Source organism: Aquimarina sp. U1-2 (assembly GCF_017897595.1).
Taxonomy (GTDB): Bacteria; Bacteroidota; Bacteroidia; order Flavobacteriales; family Flavobacteriaceae; genus Aquimarina.
In genome coordinates this window covers 15,636-38,495 of the sequence record NZ_JAGKIK010000002.1, presented here as the reverse complement: position 1 = coordinate 38,495, position 22,860 = coordinate 15,636, and the positions used below count along the sequence as shown (strand labels likewise).

Here is a 22,860-nt window from a genome sequence, read left to right as displayed (position 1 = left end):
CTTTAAACTGTTTTGTAAGAAACAAAAATATGAAACTGAATTATGGAATTGAAAGAAAAATTAGTATCCTCTTTTTTGGCTTTTGAAGATACCGTAGATATTGATGCTCCCGTTCATGACATAAGAAGCGAAGCCATCAAAGTTTTTGAAGAAAAAGGATTTCCTACCAAAAAAGAAGAGGCCTGGAAATACACATCTCTAAATACAATTCTAAAGCACGATTATAGTGTTTTTCCTAAAGAAGAAAATACATTAGAATTTAGAGATGTTAAAAAGTATTTTCTTCACGATTTAGATACATATAAAATTGTGTTTATAGATGGGAAATACTCTTCTAATCTTTCAGAAACAACACACGATAAAATTGATGTTTGTTTGATGTCTTCTGCACTTACCAAAGACAAATACAGACCTCTTATCGATAATTATTTTAATAAAATTCCCAAAGAAGATGGTTTAAGTTCATTAAATACTGCCTTTTCTAAAGAAGGTGCATACATCTATATCCCGAAAAATAAATTGGCAGACAAGCCAATCCAGATCATCCATTTTTCGACTGGAAAAGAGTCTTCTCTACTTTTGCAGCCTCGTAACCTAATCATTGTTGAAGAAAATTCTCATGTTCAAATCATCGAGCGCCATCAAAGCCTTACTGAAAATCCAGTGTTAACAAACTCGGTAACCGAAATTTTCGCAGAGAAAAAGGCACATGTCGATTACTATAAAATTCAGAATGATAATCAGAATGCTTCGCTAATCGATAACACATACATAAGCCAGGAAACACAAAGTCTTGCGTCTGTACATACCTTTGCTTTTGGTGGTCATATTACCAGAAATAACCTAAATTTTTATCAAAAAGGAGAGCGAATTGATTCTGTGCTCAACGGGATTACAATTATAGAAGGAAAACAGCACGTAGATCATAATACTTTGGTACATCATACATCTCCAAATTGCGAGAGTCATCAAGATTACAAAGGTATATTTGATGAAAAAGCGACTGGTGTTTTTAACGGAAAAATAATCGTTAACAAAGAAGCACAAAAAACAAATGCTTTTCAATCTAATAACAATCTCCTGTTAAGTGATAAGGCAACCATTAATTCTAAACCTCAGCTAGAAATTTTTGCCGATGATGTAAAATGTTCACACGGTTGTACAATTGGGCAATTGGATGAAAATGCGTTGTTCTATATGAGGTCTCGGGGTATTGGTGAAAAAGAGGCTAGAGCCTTAATGATGTATGCATTTGCCAATAATGTTTTAGAAAGTGTCAAAATACCAGAATTAAAAAGCAGAATCAATAAATTGATTGCCAATAAACTGAATGTACACATTGGTTTTGATTTGTAGCAAGCTGCTTTAAAGCCAGCTTACATCATCATCCTGAACTCGTTTCAGGATCTCATTGGTCAATTAGGATGAAAAACTGAATTTTTTTCTTCATTCGGTTAAAGAAGCGCCAAGTCTAACGGCTTTTAAAAGCTATGGCTCACGCGCCCCTACTATTTTATTGCTGCTACTATATTCTTTAAGAAGGCGTTAAAGTCTACTCCCTCTTCCCCTTTTAATCCAAAACGAACAACTACAAGGTCCTTCGAAGGAATAATAAAAACGCGCTGACCCTGAAATCCATTAGCAGAAAACATATCTCTGGGGGCATCTGGATAGAATCCGCCAGCATTTAACCAAAAATGCGCCCCATAATCTCCCTCAGAAGTAGGGCTGGGTGTCGTCACGTAGTCTACCCATTCTGGTTTGAAAATTTGTTCACCATTCCAATTGCCTTTATTGAGATACAAAAACCCAAATTTACCCCAATCTCTTACTGTTGCCCAAGCATAAGACGAACCGACATAATTACCCGCAAGATCGGTTTCTATCAGCATAGAATGCATACCTATTTTATCAATAAACTCTCGATAAGGGTAGTCTAAATATTCTTGATATGTATCAAAATATGTACGTAGGATTCCAGATAGCAAATTTGATACGCCAGAAGAATAGTACCAATATTGATTCGGGGTATGCCGTGCTTTTTTATAAATTTGAGACGTGGTCATATCGGTATCCAGATATAGCATTCTGGTGACATCAGAAAGACTGGTATAATCTTCATTCCACTCCAAACCGCAATTCATTTGTAACAAATTATGTAAGGTAATATCTTCTCTATCATCATTTTTCCAGGCTGCAACAGGTGCTCTATCCTTAGTAGTAAGCACTTCTTCTTTTTCTAGCACTCCAAAAATAGTAGCCAAAATACTTTTGGTCATCGACCATCCCAGCAATCTAGAATTTTTGTCCAATCCTTGACTATATCTTTCGGCTATGATATGTCCTTTGTACAGCACTAAAACCGCCCGGGTTTTTTGCAAATTTTCACCAGGCGTATCAAAAATTGAATTGACGGCTGTATCAATTTTGTCATAGCCTATGGCATCAGAAACAGTATCTTTTTGAGGTAAATTTCCATACGGATATGGCAATTCTGTTTCTGTATAAAAACGTTTAGGTTTTGCAACAGGTTTATTCTCATCAAAATCTTCATTAATTAAGACACTACCTACTCCGTCGCGATATATTGCCTTACGCTCTTTAAGACCAAAAACTGAAGCTGTGGCGACCTTGTTTTTCAAATCCACCTTATCGTCGGCAAAATGAACCGGTGCAAAATTATTATCTACGCTATCTGTAAATGCAACTGTTCGGTCTCCTAGAAATACCGACGAGCTCATGTGTTTTGCAGAATATCCTGTAAGTACCGTAAGTTTTGGATAATTCATCAATGCCACGACGCAGATGACACCTAACAAAATAAGAAACACTAGTGCGATAATTTTTTTAGATAGCTTCATACGAATAAACTATGTTTAACTGATTGATCTTAAATTTTTTAGCCAAATTTCTTTACTTTTCCTTGAGCTTACTACCCTATCTTTTATTCATTTCCTTTTGTAGAGGCGATTACCTTGCCATACTTAATCTCTCTATGAGGGTTTCATACGTTTAAATCTTTTTAATTGTTTGAAAACGAATAATTAAAAAATTAAGAACGTATGTAACCGCTACGCTCTCACATTAAAAATTTTAAACATTCCCTTTGGTAAAGTAATTTTTAAAATTTATTACTATTCGTTTCATAAGAAAAAGAACAAATACATCCTAAAAATAGCTAATCTTTATTAGAAATACTTAGTACTTTTGCAGAAAGAAGTTATGATGTTTGATGTACAAAAAATTAGAGAAGATTTTCCCATATTAAAAAGAACTATTAATGGAAAACCTTTAGTTTATTTTGATAATGCGGCTACGTCTCAAACTCCGCAAGTAGTTATAGATACCATTATAGACTACTATAGCAATTACAACGCAAATATTCATCGTGGAGTTCATACGCTATCCCAAGAGGCAACAGATGCCTACGAGACGGCACGAATAAAAATTCAGCATCATTTTAACGCAAAACACTCACATGAAATTATTTTAACCTCGGGAACAACACATGGCATCAATATCGTTGCCACAGGTTTTACTGGTTTTTTATCGACTGGGGATGAAGTTATAGTATCTGCTCTCGAACATCATTCCAACATAGTACCCTGGCAAATGCTTTGTGAGCGTACCGGGGCAATTCTCAAAGTAATCCCAATGAATGAAGATGGAGAATTGTTGATGGATCGCTATGATAGTTTACTTTCTGATCGCACCAAACTGGTTTTTGTAAATCACATTTCGAATGCCTTGGGAACGATTAACCCTATAAAAGAAATTATTGATAAAGCTCATGCCGCAGGAGCCGCCGTACTTATCGATGGCGCTCAATCCTGCCCGCATATAAAGCCTGATATGCAAGCACTTGATGTAGATTTTTATGTAGTTTCTGCGCATAAGCTTTGTGGCCCTACAGGAGTAGGTATGTTATACGGAAAAGAGAAATGGCTAAACCAACTTCCGCCTTATCAGGGAGGTGGTGAAATGATTGATCAGGTTACTTTTGAAAAGACGACATACGCCGGTCTTCCTCATAAATTTGAGGCCGGAACTCCGAATATTTGTGGCGGTATAGCTTTTGGTGCTGCTCTGGATTATATGAATGCGATTGGTTTTGATTCGATTGCTGCCTATGAACATGAATTACTCGAATACGGTACATCAAAATTACTTGAGATTGAAGGGCTCAAAATCTATGGTACTGCTGCAAATAAAACATCAGTAATATCATTCAATCTAGAAAATATTCATCCCTATGATGTGGGTACCATCGTCGATAAACTGGGTATTGCTGTTCGAACAGGACACCATTGTGCACAACCTATTATGGATTTTTACAAAATACCAGGTACGATACGAGCGTCGTTCTCCTTTTACAATACTAAAGAGGAGATCGATATGCTAGTTGATGCGATCAAAAAAGCTCAAATGATGTTGGGTTAACCCTTTTATCAGCTCTAGGCTCTTTTGCATATTTCATATTGTATAGCTCTTTTTACATATGTATTAATCAAATAAATATAGGCAAGAGTTTATTGTATTTAAAAGGTAGTTTTGACTGCGCTTAACATAGAACTGGTTTACACTTCTACTTTACCATTTATTTGTTAAATATGTCTAATTTTTGTTAATAGATAAAACAAATTGTTTTCTGTTTTCGTTCTCAATTAGAGGCTGTAATATATTGTATAACACACCTTTATACCAAAATTCATATGAGAAAGATCACAATACTGTTCGTATTTTCTAGCTTTCTTTGTATATTTTTATACAGTTGCGGAAATTCAAAAAAAGAAAAAAGAGAAGAGCATACCATTTCAGATGAAACTCGCAATCCTATTAACAACATCCCTGATTCTATTATACGATGTGGTACGATGCAGGTATTGCAAGATCATCTGATCAAAAACCCAGAATTGAAGGAAAGAATGAAAGCTATTGAAAATCATTGTCGAGCATTTGTTCAGCTCAGAAAAAATGAAAACGTACAACGTTTGGATACTATAATTATCCCAACCGTAGTGCATATCGTTTATAACAATGAAAATGAGAATATAAGTGATGAGCAGGTGCGCTCTCAAATACAGGTACTTAACGAAGATTTTACAAAATCCAATACCGATAGTAATCAAGTTCCACAAGAATTTTTAATTGTAGCTACAAATACAAAAATTCACTTCGAGCTGGATAGCATTATAAGAGTAGCTTCTGCCAGAGCAACCTGGGGAACCAATGATCAGGTAAAGTTTGCATCTAATGGTGGATCAGATGTAATTGATCCTTCTAAAAATTTGAACATATGGGTATGTACCATAGGGGGTGGAATACTTGGCTATGCCCAATTTCCGGGAGATAATGCTGAGACCGATGGTATTGTAGTTTCTCCCCAGTATTTTGGTACAACAGGTTTTGTTACGGCACCTTTTAACAAAGGTAGAACGACTACGCACGAAGTAGGTCATTGGCTTAACTTACGGCACATTTGGGGAGATGGAAATTGTGCTCTCGACGATTTTGTAGACGATACCCCATTATCAGATGGGCCTAATTATGGTTGCCCTACCTATCCCACAGTACGATGTAATTCGACCGATATGACCATGAATTATATGGATTATAGTAATGATGCCTGTATGCATATGTTCACTATTGGTCAAAAAAATAGAATGAGAGCTGTCTTTGCAGAAGGAGGACCACGCGAAAGCTTTGTGAAAACTATCATTCCTTAATAATTCGTTGTGTATTATGAAAGGAACAGTAAAGAAAAGCGTCAATTTAAGTGATTTTTTTGTAGTAAACTACCTCAAGGCAAGTCTCTGAATGTGATACCCTTCTTCCGTGCCAATAAAATGAAGAAAAATTAGCCTGCTTTTAACTTGGATTGGGGTTTCGCGAATAGTTTTTCGGATTCAAAATGCACAATGGGTCTTAATAATATGCACATATGATTAAAATTTTCATAACGAATATATCGCTGATCGTGAGTTTGGTTTTGGTATGCTCATCATGTCAAACACAACCAATTACAAGCGTTTATATCGCCGATCATACAGTAGATTGTGAAGGGGTTGCTTCTCAAAAATGTATGTTAATCAAAGACGATATGTCTCAGGATTGGCGTTATTTTTACGGCACTATAAAAGGATTTAACTATGAAGAAGGATTTACCTACGCTCTTAAAATCATTGCAGATACGCTAAAAAGCCCTCTTGCCGATGACTTATCTATACACTACTCTTTATTAAAAATAGTGTCAAAGAAAAAAAGCGAGAATACCAATATTGGTCAACACATGGTATCCCAATATCAAAATGCTCAGGAAAATGTTTCAGGTATTATTTATGAGGCTAGTACCAGAGGGGTATTTTTGTATATCAAGGTAGATCAGAATACCATTCAAAAAACAACCGACCGCAGCTTAACTAATACAGTTAAAAAAAAGTGTTCTCAAGAAGATTGGAGTGCTGTGGTTTCCTTACTAAAAAACGTTCCTCTTAGGAAAATCAATACTTTGACTACTACAACTCAAAAAAGTAGTGGAGACGCTGCTATGCAGGCAAATTTAAAAATTATAACAAATGGCCAAGTGTACACCTCTTCTTCATTTGACCATGGTTATCCTCCCTCAGAAATAAAAGCATTAGTTAATACTATACTATCATTGTCAGAAAGTATTGAATAGCAACTAATCTTGTTGTATTTTTGTTGAAAATTGATAGCTAATGACAATACAGGATATTCAGGAAGAAATTGTAGAGGAGTTTAGTATGTTCGATGACTGGATGCAACGTTATGAGTATATGATTGAATTGGGAAAATCACTACCCATTATCGACGATAAATACAAAACAGATGACAATAGTATTAAGGGGTGTCAAAGTAAAGTATGGGTACATGCTGAATTGAGTGACGAAAAGTTGAATTTTACGGCAGATAGTGATGCTATTATTACCAAAGGTATCATTGCGATTCTAATACGAGCATTTTCGGGACAACATCCTAAAGATATTATTGATGCCGATACTAGTTTTATCGATGATATTGGCCTAAAAGAACACCTCTCGCCAACCCGAGCAAATGGTTTGGTAAGTATGATCAAACAGCTTAAAATGTATGCGATTGCTTATCAAACACAATTAAATTAATTCTTTTGTCAGGTATATCCTGATGGACGTTGAAAAAATAATTATGAGCGAAACCACTATAGATACAAACGAACTAGGTGAAAAAATAGTACGGGTACTTAAAACCATATATGATCCCGAAATTCCCGTAGATATATACGAACTGGGATTGATTTATGATGTTTTTGTAAATGAAGATCTCGATGTAAAGATTCTTATGACGCTTACATCCCCCAACTGCCCGGTAGCAGAATCACTGCCTGAGGAAGTAAAAGAAAAAGTAAAATCTCTTGATGCTGTTAATGATGTAGAAATGGAGCTTACGTTTGATCCCCCTTGGTCACAAGATCTTATGAGCGAAGAGGCCAAGTTAGAACTAGGTATGCTATAAATTAAGGGCTAATTATCGCTGTTTGGCTCGTAGAACACCTATTGAAGAGCAATACTACATAAAAAATTTACCAAAGAAGATGACATCATAAAAGACGAGATAATAACATGGCCGAAGAAATCATAAATAGGGTTGCAAACAACCAAAATCTGATGACATTTGATCTTGAAGAGTACTATCCAGATGGTAACCGTGTTCTCTTTGATATAAAAGACTGGCTTTTTGAAGGATTGCTTTTGCGCGAAAAAGATTTTAGAAAACATGTCAAAGACCACAATTGGAGTCAATATCAGAATCAATACGTGGCGTTAACGTGTTCTACAGAAGCCATTATACCCGGGTGGGCTTATCTTTTATTGACTAGTTCATTAATTCCGTATGCTAAAAAAGTAGTAGTAGGTTCGCTAGAAACCTTAGAGACAATTCTCTACGAAGAACTCATTAATACCTTGGATGTTTCAGCATATCAAGATAAACTTTTGATTATAAAAGGATGTACCCAAAAGCCTGTTCCCGAAGGGGCATATATCGCTTTGATCCAAAAATTGCAACCTGTTGCCAAAAGTTTAATGTATGGAGAAGCATGCTCTGCAGTACCTTTATACAAAAGGAGATAAAGAATTTGATCCTAAAAATCAGCATTTTATCGAAAAAATTGACACTATTTAATGTTTTTGTATCTCTCAAAACTTCATTGTCCTAACTTTGGGGATGAACTTATCATGTAATTGGATTTTATACCAGTTTTACTTTGAAATTGCTCAAGTAAACTACCTCGGGGCAAGCCCACGAGGCATTTGTTGAAAACAATTTTTCAATATCTTAATATTCTTATTTATCATTAAATTATAACACGTGTAACTATGAAAAAAATTCTTTGCCTCGCATTTTTACTGTTAGCAATTACTACAACATCTGCACAGACTGAAGAAGAACTAAAAAAAGAACAAGCTGTAAAAAAAGATTCTATAGCCGCTATTCAAAAACGAATAGATGCCATACAGGCAAAGCTCGACACGATTACGGGTTGGAAAATAGGAGCTTTTGGTACTGTAGGAGGTAGTCTTTCTGGGTTTAATAATTGGTTCGCACAGGGCATTCCCAACAACTCCGCCGGTAATATAGGTATTACTTTCAATGGATACGCCAACTTACTACAAAAGAAATATTTCTGGAAAAATAGCCTTACCACCAATTTTGCATGGGTTAAACTTGATGACAGAGACGATCCAACAGATGATGATGGTTTTAGAGAAGCTACCGATGTTTTTAATTTTACTTCGCTTTTTGGGTATAGACTTACCCGTACCCTGGCCGTATCCACATTAACCGAATACAGAACTACCATTTTAAGTAATTTCAATGATCCCGGATATCTCGATATTGGTGCAGGGATCACATGGACCCCTATTAAAAACCTTGTAATTGTGGTACATCCTGTTAATTATAACTTTGTTTTTAGCGAGGGGGATGCGCAGTACGAATCTTCTCTTGGAGCTAAACTAGTAGCCGATTATACCCGCAGAATTGGTGCTATTAATTTTAAAACCAACCTCTCTGCATTCTTAAGTTATGAAGATACCGACTATTCTAACTGGACCTGGACCAATTCGTTTACATATACCCTTTGGAAAGCCATTGGTGTAGGATTTGATTTTGGCTTGCGCAGCAACAAACAAGAAGCGTATAATTTTGCACTGGCTCAAGTTCCCGAGATTGTTCCTACTCCCACTCTCGAAAATACAGATAACGAGCTTCAATCGTTCTGGAATTTAGGGGTAAGTTACACCTTTTAGTAGTGCAGTAGAATTTAATTATCGATTACCTAGTCGAACGAAACGAATACTCACAAAAGAAGATTGTTTTATACGCTATTGATTATCGTATAGAAGTTGCGATTTGAAAACCTAAACACAACTCGTATATTTGTCACTTTACCCCTACAATGACGGATCTAATGAAAAGGTTTTTAATAGTAATTTTTGTAGTATTATTTGTGTCAAAAATCTTTAGTCAAGAAAAGAAAAAGACAAAACAACTCGATTCTATTCAGCTTAATTTAAAGCGTTCTATTGATAGTCTTTTGAAAAATACCCCTCGAGAGTTAAATGTTATCGTTTTAAAGAATATTCTAAAAGAAATTTCGCCAAAAAAACCAAAAAAACCTGAACATGTAGGCTGGAAAACCAAAGGAAAATTTTCTTTATTGTTTAATCAATCTGCCTTCAATTTTGATTGGCAAGGGGGAGGAACCACAAACGTTGCCGGAAACGGAGTTGCCAATTATGAATTTAATTACAAAAAAAACAATCTAACCTGGTACAATAAAATTTTGGCCGACTACGGACTTTCTTTTTTAAAAGATGAACCTTTTGCACGCAAAACCAACGACAGGATAGAAATTAACTCACGGCTAGGAAAACGTATCGGTAATGGTAATTGGAACTATTCCTTTTTTGTTAATTTCTTATCCCAGTTTGATAAAGGTTTTCGTTTTGAAACCGATCCCGTGACCGAAGAAACCATTCGTATTGAAGAAACTCATTTTTTCTCTCCGGCATTTTTAAAAGGCGGTCCTGGTATTCTCTGGAAAAAAAGTGACGATCTTAATATCAACTTAGCTCCGGTTACCTCGCGAATCATATTTGTAGATAAAGAGTTTACCAATGTACCAGGTTATGAAGATGGTGATTATTTTGGTGTCGACGCCGGCGAAAGTACGAGATTTGAGTTTGGTGGCTCTTTGGTTGCCAACTTAAAATTTGAATTGTCTGAACGGTTTTATGTCGATAATATCTTAAGTTTATATTCTAATTACATCGAAGATCCCGGTAATATTGATATCGACTATACTTTTAATCTTAATTTGAAGGTGAATCGTTATGTTTCTTTCAGTTTTGTGTTTCAGAGCATCTACGATGACAATGCGACCAGCGCATTTCAAATTAGGCAGGTTACCGGTATTGGTTTAGACTATGCATTCTAAGATATTACACTATTCTTCAATACTCTCAGGATATAAAAAATTATTATATGGAAAACGGGTAACATGAATATCTCGAACTTCTTTATATATACGTGTTCTAAATTCCTCCATATTTTCTTTATGAATGGCTGAGATAAATAATGCGTTATCCCCGATTTTATTCATCCAGGTTTGCTTCCATTCTTCTAATGTATAATGTGCTTTGGTTCTTTCTGTAGTAAGGTCATCTGCTGGTATAGTTTCATGCTCATAGGCGTCTATTTTATTAAAAACCATAATCGTAGCCTTGTCTCTACAATCGATTTCACCCAAAATCTTGTGTACAGAATCGATATGATCTTCAAATTGTGGGTGAGAAATATCTACTACATGCAACAAAAGATCGGCTTCGCGAACCTCATCCAGCGTACTTTTAAAACTTTCGACAAGTTGGGTGGGTAATTTTCTAATAAATCCAACCGTATCACTCAATAAAAATGGTAAATTACCTATCACTACCTTGCGTACCGTGGTGTCTAGAGTTGCAAAAAGCTTGTTTTCTGCAAATACCTCGCTCTTAGCAATAACATTCATTAGTGTAGATTTACCTACATTGGTATATCCAACCAAAGCCACACGAACCAGTTTGCCCCGGTTGCCACGTTGTGTTGCCATTTGTTTATCAATGGTTTGCAATTTCTTTTTGAGTAAAGAAATACGATCCCTTACAATACGACGATCGGTTTCTATTTCTGTCTCACCAGGACCTCGCATCCCTATACCACCTCGTTGCCTTTCTAAGTGCGTCCACAATCCTGTAAGTCTAGGTAATAAATATTGGTATTGTGCCAATTCGACCTGAGTGCGGGCATAGCTAGTTTGTGCACGCTGCGCAAAAATATCCAAGATTAAATTGGTTCTATCGATAATCTTTGCTTCTAAAATACGCTCGATATTACGAAGTTGCGCCGGTGATAATTCATCATCAAAAACTACAGTGCCAATATCATGTGCTTCGACATAGGCCTTCACTTCTTCCATCTTACCGGTACCGATAAACGTTTTAGAATTGGGCATCTCCATTTTTTGAGTAAATCGCTTAACTACCTCTCCCCCTGCTGTATAGGTCAAAAATTCTAGCTCATCTAGAAATTCTGTAAGCTTTTCTTCGTCTTGATGCCTGGTAACAATCCCTATCAATACTGTTTTTTCGTATGCAATTTCTTTCCGCTCTAACATGTAAAATACGTATCTTCTATTTCTTAAATTGGTATAGTGTGACTCAAACCCAGAGTGCAAAAATACGATAATTATGTCCTTCAAAGTCTATAACACACTGGGTTTATTGTAAAGAACTGGTTTAAATTTAATGATTATGGCAACCAACAATTATTTCAAAAAAATATATAAAGCACCCTATCGTGCACATTAGCACATCCAGACCTGCTTAACTTACATCCTGCTATTACGGGTACACGAAAAGATGTACAGGAAGCTATTGATTTTGCGATAGAAGAAAAAGTCGAAGCAACAACTCATAAAGCTCCTTTAGAAAATATCAATACTATATTCGAAGATATGAAGAAAGGTAACATTGATGGTAGAATGGTCATCGATTTAACCCGGTTTATGCATTAGAATTTCGTTATGAGGGTTGAAAATGCCATAAAACCAAGTATTTTCTAAGTTTCAGCATAGCATCGCTACGGTGAAATTTAAAAATACAACGTAGTGATTGGTTTTGCAGCAGTTTAAAGCCGTAATAGATTTTCTAATGCATAAAGCGGGTTTAACCCAAATGATGTACTTATTGATAAGCTTCACTTCAACCCCTTTATATTGGTAGTAGCTTACCTGCCAAAGGCATGCAGACAGAAATGATCTATCTTTCAAATACTTAAGTAAAGTACGCTAATTTCAAGGCACACATTTATTGATGTTTTTTTAACATAGTCCAGATGTAAGAATCAGCGGAATGACATACCTTGCGTTACGCAAAAAATCAAGCATACAAATTATTTATTATGAAATTAAAATTACTTTTAATTCCATTCTCTTTTCTATGTTTTATAGGAATTCAGAAAGGATTTACACAATCTGTATTTATTAATGAGATACATTATGATAATGTAGGTGCAGATGTAGACGAAGCTATAGAAATCGTTGGACCGGCTGGCACCGATCTTACCAATTGGAGCATTGTGTTATACAACGGATCAAATCAAACCGCATATAACACCGTTTCAATTTCGGGTATATTGCCTGATCAACAAAATGGATTTGGTACAATAGCCATATTTCCTGCTGGAAGCATCCAAAATGGAGCTCCCGATGGGATTGCTTTGGTAGACAACACGAATACGGTTATTCAGTTTTTAAGTTACGAAGGGGTCTTTACCGCTGCCAATGGTCCTGCTGCTGGGCAAACAAGCACCGATATTGGCGTTTCAGAATCTAGTAGTACTCCCGCCGGAAACTCGCTTCAATTATCCGGAACAGGAAGTTTAGCTTCCGATTTTACATGGCAAGTGGCTTCTTCCAATACTTACGGAGCGATAAATACCAATCAAACGTTCGGAGCTATCGTTGTTCGTCCGCTCATTAATGAATTTGTACTCAATCACACAGGAGCAGACACCAATGAATTTATAGAAGTATTAGCCGCTTCAGAAGCTGATTTAAGCGAATACTGGCTATTAGAAATTGATGGTGATAGCAATGCCGCAGGAACTATTGATCAGGCCATACAATTAGGTACCGCCGATACTAATGGATATTATACCACTCCTTTTGCAAATAATAGCTATGAAAATGGAACGTTATCCCTACTCCTCGTAAAAAACTTTACCGGTACTCTTGATCAGGATTTGGATACCGATGATAACGGAGTTTTTGAACGTACACCTTGGGAAGAACTTCTTGATGATGTAGGTGTAAATGATGCAGACACAGCTGATATCAATTATGCCGAAGTAACGCTTTTATCTTCTTTTGACGGAATCCCATTTACAGTAGGTGGAGCATCGAGGTTTCCCAACGGAAAAGATACAGATGCTACAACCGACTGGATACGAAATGATTTTAACGGTAGTGGACTGCCTAGTTTTCCAGATGTAACTGCCGATCCGGGAGAAGCAGTAAACACACCTAATCAAAAAAATCAGGTCGCAAATGATGGGGGAAGCCCTGTAACATCTTTACTAATCAACGAAATTGATGCAGATACGCAAGGCTCAGACACCCTGGAATTTGTCGAGTTGTATGACGGCGGAATAGGAAATACTTCTCTAGAAGGCTTTGTACTGGTTAACTATAACGGAAGTAATAATGCAAGTTATAGCGCCATAGATTTAGATGGCTTTTCTACTGATGCAGGAGGTTATTTCGTAATTGGTAATGCCGATGTAGCGAATGTTGACCTTATTGTACCCGGAAATTCATTTCAGAATGGAGCAGACGCTGTAGTTCTATATGTTGATGATGCTTCTTCTTTTCCTAACGGAACCGCGATTAGTACCGAAAATATTGTTGATGCTATAGTATACGACACCGATGACAGTGACAATATAGTATTACTAACACTGTTAAATGCGAATCAACCGCAGCTCAACGAAAATCAAAACGGAGACAAAGATGCAGCTTCTCTTCAACGCATTCCTAATGGACAAGGGGGGGCTCGCAATACGACATCCTATGTAGCCAAAGCTCCTACGCCGGGAATTAGTAATGAAGGGGTGCTTGTCGTACCAGGAGAAACCGTTACTATTGCCGAAGCCAGAGCCGCAGCAGAGGGAACAGCAGTTACTATTGCCGGGGTACTTACGGTTACCAATAGCTTTAACGGTCCTGCGTTCATTCAGGATGCTACCGGTGGTATTGCGGTATTCGACGAACAAGTACAGGCCAATGCTGCATTACAAGTTGGAGATTCTATCACATTAACCGGCGTAAGAGCTGTTTTTAATGACCAAGTTCAGATTACGGGTGTAGTTGAAGTCATAGATAACGGGAGACCTCAACGCCCAATTCTTCCGCAAATAATTACACTGTCTGAAATTGAGAGCCATCCAGGAGAATTAGTTCAGGTAACCAATACTACGTTTCCTAATCCCGGAGATCTTCTCTTCGGAAATTCTAATGTTACACTCACCGACGCCAGCGGAGCAGGAGAACTTCGCATCGATAACGACGTCGCATCTGTCGTAGGTAAAGTACAACCTACAACATGTCCTTCAATTACTGGTGTAGTAGGTCGTTTTAGGGAGTTTTTTCAGCTACTGCCCAGAGACCTTAATGACATCCCTTGTACTGTAGACTTTATTCCTCCTGGAGACACTATTGGTATCCCTAAAGAAGATACTTTTGATGTGGTTACTTGGAATATCGAATGGTTTGGAGATGAAAATAACTCTCCCGTAGGTCAAAACCCAATGTCTGATGCCATTCAAAGGGATAGTACGGCTACTGTACTTCAACGACTTAATTCAGATATTTACGCAGTTCAAGAAATAGCTGATGATGCTCTGCTAGAAGAACTGGTAGCACAATTACCAGGATATGATTATGTGTTATCTGATGCTTTCTCTAACCCAGGAGGCACTCCACCTTTTCAAAAAATCGGTTTTATTTATAATACCGAAACCGTCTCTGTAGTGAGTACAAGGGCAATGTTTACTTCAATTCATCCGCTCTATAACGGTGGTGATGATAGTGCTTTAGTCAATTATCCCGATGAGACTTCTCGTTTTTTTGCCAGTGGTAGATTACCTTTCTTACTAACAGCAGATGTAACCGTAAACGGCGTTACAGAGCGTATAGATTTGATTGCACTGCATGCCAGGGCGAATAACAGTCGCAATCCTCAAAATCGATATAATATGCGCAAATATGATGTGGAAGTCTTAAAAGATTCTCTTGACGCTCATTTTGCGAATAACAAAGTGGTTCTTCTGGGCGATTATAATGATGATGTCGATGAAACAGTTGCCGACATTTCTTCTACGATTTCAAGTTTTCAGGAGTATGTAGATGATACTGCAAATTATACTATTGTTTCTTCGGCTTTAAGCGAAGCAGGGTTACGTTCTTTTGTCTTTAGAGAAAATATGATCGATCATATCACAATTACCAATGAACTCGACGAGGCATATATCGAAAACTCGGTAACTGTACATTACGAGATATATGATGCTGACTATGCATTTACCACTTCAGATCACTTTCCGGTTTCAGCTCGGTTTCTATTAGAGCAACCTTTTAGAGAGAATTCGTGCACAGGCGCATCTATTGTATCCTTTGAGCAAGGAAAACGAAAAGACGGAAGAAAAATATCCCGATTCAGAAGTAATCCGCATCGTGCTTTGGGCACTCCCAACGAAAGAAAATATTTTGATTTTGTAAGTTTAGGTTTTGGAGGTGCTATTACTATAGCGCTAAATGAAAAGATATTCGACAATAAGAATACCAACGAATTTGCAGTATTCGAATCTACAGGATTTTTTGATAATATCCCTTGCCAATACTTTCCTGAAACGGCTGAGGTTTTTGCCTCTGCAGACGGTGTAGAATTTGCTTCGCTAGGCACCACCTGCCAAGACGGAGAATTTGATCTGGCTGATGGGAATTTGGATACTGCCAAGTATATTAAAATTGTGGATGTAAGTGATCGTAACGTATTTCCATGGTTTGCCGATGGTTTTGACTTAGATGCCATAGTTTGTCTAGAGAATGGAGAAAACCTCTTTACAAAACGAGCAATTACTGCTTTACATACCCCAACAGCTTTTGACAGCGAACTGCTGAAAGAAGATTTCGAATCAGGTGATGTACATATAGCTATTGCTCCCAATCCGGTAATAGAACAGTTGTTTTTAGATTTTCAGGTGCTTTCAAAAAGCGACGTTGAAGTAATTATTACTGACATTACCGGTAAAACAGTGTATCAACAAGCTGTACGACTTGCTGTGGGATCATCTCGATTCTCTGTAGATATGCGTAAATTTCCGCGTGGATTTTATGTAGTTCGTGCTTCAGATGAAAAAGGAACGTTTAGAACCACAAAAAAGATACTTAAGAACTAAATGTTTTTGTAGAAAACGTTGAACTCATCTTGACTTTTTTGATTGTAAGGCAAAAGGAGTATCAAAAAACTAACCCGTAGCACTAAAAAAACATGTGTTATGGTTACCTAATAACAAATTAAAGCATATAAAATAGGCTATCTGTACAGATAGCCTATTTGCTTTATCCCGGTTTATATTATTTTATGGTTTAGTTCGCACGCTTTTTTCGCTTTGCTTCGCGTTCGCGTTTTTTTTGTGCCTTTTTTAACTGTCTAAGTTCTTTTTTAGACAATTTTTTGGTTGCTACTTTCTTTTTCGCCTTTTTTATAGTGGTCGCAGATGCTTTTTTAACTACTGGCTTCTTTTCTTCTTTTTTCTTGTCGCCACAAGCAACTACTGCTATCAGAAGCAGTGTAGCTACGAACCACTTTTTTAAAGTTTTCATGATACAACATGTATTAGTTTGTACATGATATATAACGTAATAAGTACATATTTGTTTTATTGGTTAAACCCGCTTTATGCATTAGAATTTCGTTATGAGGCTTGAAAATGCCATAAAACCAAGTGTTTTCTAAGTTTCAGCATAGCATCGCTACGGTGAAACTTAAAAATACAACGTAGTGCTTGGTTTTGCAGCAGTTTAAAGCCGTAATAGATTTTCTAATGCATAAAGCGGGTTAAATTCAAGTCAATTTTAGATAAATAATAATGAATATCCGTAATCAATCATATCGCACTGTCTCCTCGAGCGCAGTCGAGAGGTTAGTAAATCCAATGAGCTTAAAATCAGGTCTCGACTGCGCTCTACCAGACATTAAAGTCAATTTTATGATGTATAGCGGATATTCAATAAAAATTAGATTATTTCGACCATTCTTTTATGTTTTTCTCATTTAATCTGATAAAATCTTTGTTCTTTGCTTTTTTGGATAGTGCCAACGACCTTTTGGCTGCTAGTATTGCCTCGGTTTTTCTATCGAGGTCAGCTAGAATCAAAGCTTCCCGATACACCTGAAAAAACAAGGCATTTTCATTTTTAGTAGCTTTTTGAATATAGGTAAGTGCTTTTTCTAAATCTTCTTGAGCTTCGTGCAAATATAATGCTGCCTGAAAGTAATCAAAGGTAGACGGTCCTGAAAGTGTTTTATAGATAGCAGCCATGGTTTTTTCATGTGTCATAAACTTTAGAGGCAGTACTATTTTGGTAGTATCCCAAGTGAATATCAATTGCGCACTGTTTAGCGTAATTTGATCTATATACATCAAGAAGGTTTCTACTACCTGATTCGATTTGATGCGATCAATCGTAAAACTGGCAATGGGCGTGCGATCTACGTACGTACTCCAATTTTGGGATTCATAGCTGTATACGTATAGATCCCAACTATTTTTCCCTGGTTTGGTAAGAATAGCGTAAGAACCTTTTTTTATGGGTGTTTCAGAAATTAGCAGATCATCACTAAACGTAATTTTAGTAGCTGCGTTTGCGCCGGTTCGCCATAATTCTCCGTAAGGAATGATACCATCTTCTCCAAAAATAGTTCTATCTCTTTTACTTGGTCTAGAATATTCGATTTCTATCTCTGTTAATCCAACAGTTTGTATTGTTTTTGAAGATGGACTTAACGCAGGAACTCGAAGCTGTGCATTAGCCGTTATTACCATCATGATACTCATAAAAAGTACTTTGTACATAGTGTTTACAATTTTAATTAAACCTGGATTATGTATTAGAATTTCGTAATGAGGGTTGAAATACCAATAAAAACAAGTGTTTTCTCAATTTTAGCATAGCACCGCTACGGTGAAATTGAAAAATACAGCGCAGCGTTTGTTTTTGAAGGTATTTCAAGCCGTAATAGATTTTATAATACATAATCCGGGTTAAAGATTTGAGAAATACTCTTTTGGCGTAGTCCCCATCAAATCTTTAAATGATTTATTAAATGTAGTTTTAGAATTGAAGCCGGCCTCTTGAGCAAGGCCATAGAAAGTAATATGTTTGGCATCTTCAGTCTTAGCCAGGGCTATAAACTCTTTTATTCTATAATAATTTACATATTCGAAAAAGTTCATCCCTATACGCTCGTTGAGTAAACGTGCTATTTCTGGGTTGCTAACCCCTAACATCTCTGCCAATTCTGATTTCAGAAGCTTCCGGTTCAAATATGGTTTTCTTTGTATCATTAAATGGTCTAATTGAGATTTTAACGTATCTAACTCTTCATTAGATAATTTGGACTGTGTATATTTTTTAGGCGCTATAAGCTCGGTAACTTTAAATAACTGTGGTTCTTTTATACTATAAAATGTAAGAAATAGAATAATAAGGGCAATGCTTATCCATACGATTTGCCAAGAGGATTTTGTTAAGAATTGAAATCCTAAAATCCAATAGATAAATAAACCCAACCAGCAAAGCATGCAAAATCCTATAGCTATTAAAAAATTTAAAAAAAACTGGGATTTTATGCTATAGCTTAGTTCATTCTGGATATTTTTCTTAAACCTTAAAAAGATCCGAAAGCTTAAGACCCAGTAGGTCATGTTAACTAGTAATCCAACAGCAATAAAAATAAGCGTATATCTAAACTGTTCTCTACTTTCTATTCTTTCTTGCAGCACCTCATCAGAAGGTAGAATAAAAATAACTGTGACTAATGCATTGTATAGGATTGCGGGTATATAATGACGTAACTCTTTATACGAAAACGGTTTTTTTAATAGACTAGATCGAGTAAATAAGTAAATAGTAGCACCAAATAATAATGTCGCAAACTCTGAAAAAATAACCCATCTGTAATTATCACCAAAAAATCCAGAAATATATACTATTCTTCCGCTTAGCCCAATAACTAAAACCAATATTAAAAGGGCAACATACGTATTTATAACTTTTCTTTTTTTAGAAGAAAAAACATAAATAAACAATAAAAATAAGCTTTGAAAGTACGCAAAATACACTAATTGATTTAGAAACGATTGCATAAAAATTATTGTCTTTTTTTACTAATCCGTTATACGTTTTAGTTATTTTTACCGCCTACCTGCGCAGCTGTTTGGAATTTTATTGGCACCGCCAAAGGGTATAATGCCTCCATGGGCTTGCCCGAGGTAGTTTACTTTAATACAAACTGATTTACGTGCAATATACCATCGTGATTCATCGTAAGGTTTTCTTTATAAAACTTGTCAAAGGCCTCTTGACTGTCCCATTGTGTAACCATTACTATATCCGGATTATGGTAATATCCCATCACAGATTTTCCGTTAGTAAGTTTGATAATATTCTTGCCACCATTAACCACTGACTTTTGAGACCATAGTTTTGTAAATTTTTGAAATGATTCTGTATCTTTTTTCCAATAAGAAGTTACTACATTATATTTATTTCTGTCAATTTTAAAAGTGATATCGTTGGGTATTTCGTAATAGGTTAAAGTAAATAAAGACCAGTTGTTTCTGCGTTGGATATGAAAGTCGGGAACCAAGCCTTCAATTTCGGCAATAAATTGTTCTCGATTTTTTAGATCATTCCATTTACCAAGAATGAAACTGGCAGGCTGTATATTACCTTGTATTGTTTCTTTTATACCAAATCCAGGTAAGGGCTGGAATGTTCTTTTGACACCAATAGGAAAAATAGTTTTTTTATATCGCTCGAAGTCTTTTTCGGTTCCAGGTTTTGTGGTTAGTAAAAGAATGTCTAAAACTTCTCCTTTCTTAAAACTAAAGGATGTTATGTTTGACTGGGCGAAAAGAGTTGTTGTTACAATAAAAGTAAGAAAAAAGACTGCGAGATTTTTTGATAACTTCATTTTTATACGAATTTAAAATTTTTAAACAAATATAGAAGCTATAATAGATCCCTCGCAATTATAGGAGCTCAGAAGGATACGTATACTGTATATGAACTAATTAAAAAGTGTTTTGTGTGTGTAGCTAAATTAGAAATAAAAATTTAACCTAATTTTAGGTAAAGATAAGCGCTAAAGCACCTAGGAGCCTCGCTACTAAACTTTGGTCTAAGTGCAATAGTATAATATATACTATCCTAAGATCTGCTCTGAAATTTAAAAATTGTTTTTAACAAATACTACGTGGGCTTGCCCAGAGGCAGTTTATTTTAAAATTTCCTGATATTTTGAGGTGTTTGCTAATATTGCTTTACTTTTTGCTACCTCAGGATTATGTTCTACATAATAATTATACAATCCTTCTCTATAGAAATACCTTTTGATAATCTCATCGGTCAACAAATTCACTATTTCATTTTTATGAGTATCTAGAGCTTTTTCTTTAGATTTTTTTATAGCAACGAGCAACGCATCATAACTTGAGGCGATAGCAACATCTAGTTTTTCCCTTTTGGCAGTAAGTAGCGATTTTCTAAAGGCTTTTTCGGTATCGGTTTCAAAATCAAAATCTTTTTGCTTTACAAACGTTTTAAAGGCTTCGTAATCACTATCTGTAAATTTGAAATCGTCTGCCTTTTCTAGTTCGTGGTTATAATAGTATTGTGTAGCGTAACTAAAAATAGCGTCAGATTTAAGAAGTGCATTGGTGATATCACTATATTTTGACGTTTCCATCTCAATATCCGGCTGAATGCCTCCACCATCATATACTGTTCTTCCGTTTTTGGTTTTAAAAGCTTTAAAATCCTTTTCATCAATACGAATTGCGTTATTATCTTTGTCTCGATGCCAGTAATCCAAGGATTGTATACAACGACCACTAGGGGTATAATATCTCGAAATTGTAATTTTTAGCTGTGTGCCATAGGTCAATTTTTTAGGTCTTTGTACTAATCCTTTTCCAAAGCTTCTTGCTCCTATAACAATTCCTCTATCCAGATCCTGTATGCTACCAGCTACGATCTCGCTGGCAGAGGCGCTTCGACCATTAACCAAAACTACCAAAGGTATTTGCGTGTCTACGGGATCTTTTTTTGTAAAGTACTCTTTATTATATTTTTTTACCACTGATTTTGTAGTAGTGATTAGTTCTCCCTTAGGAACGAAGATATTGGTCACATTTATTGCTTCGCTTAACAGTCCCCCGGGGTTTCCTCGAAGATCCAAAATCATCTTATCTGCTCCTTTGGCTTTTAAATCCTTCAATGCATCGATGGTTTCACTTGAGGCTTTATTATTAAATTTGGATAGCACGATATATCCGGTATTATCCTCTAATAGGGTATAAAAAGGAACGGCATCGACTTCGATTTCTTCTCGAGTAAGTACGGTGGTTTTGATTTCTCCTTGTCTGTTATACGTGATATTTACTTTTGTTCCGCTTGCACCTTTGAGAAGCTCTCCTGCATCTTCTTTAAAATCGGCAACCTTAATATCTCCTATCTGAATAATTTCGTCTCCTGCCTTAAGACCTGCTTTATCTGCAGGATAATCCTGATAAGGTTCGATGATAATAATCTTATCTTTAATTGTTTTTACTGTTGCGCCTATACCGGTATATTCTCCTGCGTTTCTAATTTTTGAAGCTTCTACATCCTGTTCGTTCCAATATTTGGTGTAGGGATCCAGATCGTCTAACATGGCTTTGATTGCCGTATCCATAAGTTCGGCAGGATTAGTTTCATCTACATAGTTCATATTGAGCTCTTTGAACATTGTAGTAAAAATTTCTATCTGCTTGGCAATTTCAAAAAAATCAGATTTAAAACTTACGGTAGTTAAAAAAATAACTACTGCAATTGCGGGGTAGATAATTCTCTTTTTCACACGTTACTATTTTAGTAATTCTTATTTGTAGTAATTTTGCACTAGATACAGAATGGGTTTACACTTTTTTGATTTAAGTAAAAAAGTTGAAATTCGTTTTTAAAATGCTTCCTGTTTTTTTATCCATTTCACAAAAATAAGCTACGTTTTAAGCTTACTTCTTGTGATCAGGTGTTGAACTCATCTCTTTCTGAACAAATTGTTGTAAAATAACATGTATTTTAGATACAATTACCTCATATTCTGGCATTTCTTTCCCTGAATATAAAAACATAAAAGCGAATTGATGAGTAGTGTGAGGTACAAGATACTTATTTTTTCGATAACTCTCTCGCAATATACGTTTTATACGATTACGATCTACTGCCTTCTTAAAATTTCGCTTGCTTACCGATACTGCCGCTTTAATGGGTATCTCATCCTCAAAATATGTTTTTGTATATACAAGTCTTACGGGATATTTGGCAATAGATTTCCCATCAGAAAAGAGCTGTTCAATTATTTTATTAGTTTTTAGTCTTTCTTTTTTATTGAATGTTGCTTTCATTGATGTACGGATCAATACGGCTACCTA

Annotated in this window: 18 protein-coding genes; 10 read left to right on the top strand and 8 right to left on the bottom strand. The window is 36.0% G+C overall.

All coding sequences use genetic code 11. The features are described from left to right. Positions 1 to 42: 42 nt before the first annotated feature. Complete coding sequence (gene sufD, locus J8281_RS02980; protein WP_210196112.1) at positions 43 to 1,356, top strand: Fe-S cluster assembly protein SufD; 1,314 nt, start codon at positions 43 to 45, stop codon at positions 1,354 to 1,356. Positions 1,357 to 1,508: 152 nt separating this feature from the next. Here sufD and J8281_RS02975 read toward each other — a convergent pair whose 3' ends face one another. After that, positions 1,509 to 2,861 (bottom strand): serine hydrolase, encoded by a 1,353-nt coding sequence (locus J8281_RS02975; protein ID WP_210196111.1) that lies wholly within the window; start codon positions 2,859 to 2,861, stop codon positions 1,509 to 1,511. 364 nt (positions 2,862 to 3,225) lie between these two features. On the opposite strand from J8281_RS02975, the gene J8281_RS02970 reads away from it, so the two are divergent. The 8 genes from J8281_RS02970 (at position 3,226) to J8281_RS02935 (ending at position 10,498) form a co-directional block, all read left to right on the top strand. After that, entirely contained in the window at positions 3,226 to 4,440 is a 1,215-nt protein-coding gene (locus tag J8281_RS02970; protein ID WP_210196489.1) for an aminotransferase class V-fold PLP-dependent enzyme, read from the top strand. A 272-nt stretch (positions 4,441 to 4,712) separates the two neighbouring features. Beyond that, on the top strand, positions 4,713 to 5,726 hold the full coding sequence (locus J8281_RS02965) for a zinc metalloprotease (RefSeq protein WP_210196110.1): 1,014 nt from the start codon (positions 4,713 to 4,715) through the stop codon (positions 5,724 to 5,726). Positions 5,727 to 5,941: 215 nt separating this feature from the next. Further along, entirely contained in the window at positions 5,942 to 6,679 is a 738-nt protein-coding gene (locus J8281_RS02960; protein ID WP_210196109.1) for a DUF4377 domain-containing protein, read from the top strand. 40 nt (positions 6,680 to 6,719) lie between these two features. After that, a complete protein-coding gene (locus J8281_RS02955) occupies positions 6,720 to 7,142 on the top strand; it encodes a SufE family protein (protein WP_210196108.1) in 423 nt (140 codons plus the stop codon). A gap of 43 nt (positions 7,143 to 7,185) precedes the next feature. Further along, the gene (locus J8281_RS02950; RefSeq protein WP_210196107.1) at positions 7,186 to 7,512 is read left to right on the top strand and encodes an SUF system Fe-S cluster assembly protein; all 327 of its coding nucleotides are present in this window, start codon (positions 7,186 to 7,188) and stop codon (positions 7,510 to 7,512) included. 107 nt (positions 7,513 to 7,619) lie between these two features. Continuing rightward, entirely contained in the window at positions 7,620 to 8,129 is a 510-nt protein-coding gene (locus J8281_RS02945) for a DUF2480 family protein (protein ID WP_210196106.1), read from the top strand. 246 nt (positions 8,130 to 8,375) lie between these two features. Beyond that, entirely contained in the window at positions 8,376 to 9,308 is a 933-nt protein-coding gene (locus J8281_RS02940) for a DUF3078 domain-containing protein (protein ID WP_210196105.1), read from the top strand. A 161-nt stretch (positions 9,309 to 9,469) separates the two neighbouring features. Continuing rightward, the gene (locus J8281_RS02935; RefSeq protein ID WP_210196104.1) at positions 9,470 to 10,498 is read left to right on the top strand and encodes a DUF3078 domain-containing protein; all 1,029 of its coding nucleotides are present in this window, start codon (positions 9,470 to 9,472) and stop codon (positions 10,496 to 10,498) included. Positions 10,499 to 10,507: 9 nt separating this feature from the next. Here the strand turns inward: J8281_RS02935 and hflX are convergent, their stop codons facing one another. Then, positions 10,508 to 11,716: a GTPase HflX gene (gene hflX / locus J8281_RS02930; RefSeq protein ID WP_210196488.1), complete on the bottom strand. Its 1,209-nt coding sequence runs from the start codon at positions 11,714 to 11,716 to the stop codon at positions 10,508 to 10,510. A gap of 785 nt (positions 11,717 to 12,501) precedes the next feature. On the opposite strand from hflX, the gene J8281_RS02925 reads away from it, so the two are divergent. Further along, a complete protein-coding gene (locus J8281_RS02925; protein WP_210196103.1) occupies positions 12,502 to 16,557 on the top strand; it encodes a DUF5689 domain-containing protein in 4,056 nt (1,351 codons plus the stop codon). Between the two features lie 190 nt (positions 16,558 to 16,747). On the opposite strand, the gene J8281_RS02920 is transcribed toward J8281_RS02925, so the two are convergent. From J8281_RS02920 to rnpA, 6 genes are all read right to left on the bottom strand, one after another. Beyond that, positions 16,748 to 16,984 (bottom strand): hypothetical protein, encoded by a 237-nt coding sequence (locus tag J8281_RS02920; protein ID WP_210196102.1) that lies wholly within the window; start codon positions 16,982 to 16,984, stop codon positions 16,748 to 16,750. A gap of 419 nt (positions 16,985 to 17,403) precedes the next feature. Then, positions 17,404 to 18,237, bottom strand: coding sequence for a DUF2911 domain-containing protein (locus J8281_RS02915; RefSeq protein WP_210196101.1), 834 nt, complete (start codon positions 18,235 to 18,237; stop codon positions 17,404 to 17,406). A 189-nt stretch (positions 18,238 to 18,426) separates the two neighbouring features. Then, positions 18,427 to 19,530 (bottom strand): helix-turn-helix domain-containing protein, encoded by a 1,104-nt coding sequence (locus tag J8281_RS02910; RefSeq protein ID WP_210196100.1) that lies wholly within the window; start codon positions 19,528 to 19,530, stop codon positions 18,427 to 18,429. A gap of 131 nt (positions 19,531 to 19,661) precedes the next feature. After that, entirely contained in the window at positions 19,662 to 20,360 is a 699-nt protein-coding gene (locus J8281_RS02905) for a hypothetical protein (protein WP_210196099.1), read from the bottom strand. A 303-nt stretch (positions 20,361 to 20,663) separates the two neighbouring features. Beyond that, a complete protein-coding gene (locus tag J8281_RS02900; RefSeq protein WP_210196098.1) occupies positions 20,664 to 22,286 on the bottom strand; it encodes a S41 family peptidase in 1,623 nt (540 codons plus the stop codon). A 154-nt stretch (positions 22,287 to 22,440) separates the two neighbouring features. Next, positions 22,441 to 22,833 carry a ribonuclease P protein component gene (gene rnpA / locus J8281_RS02895; protein WP_210196097.1) on the bottom strand — a complete coding sequence of 131 codons (393 nt, stop codon included), beginning with the start codon at positions 22,831 to 22,833 and terminating at the stop codon, positions 22,441 to 22,443. Positions 22,834 to 22,860: the final 27 nt, after the last annotated feature.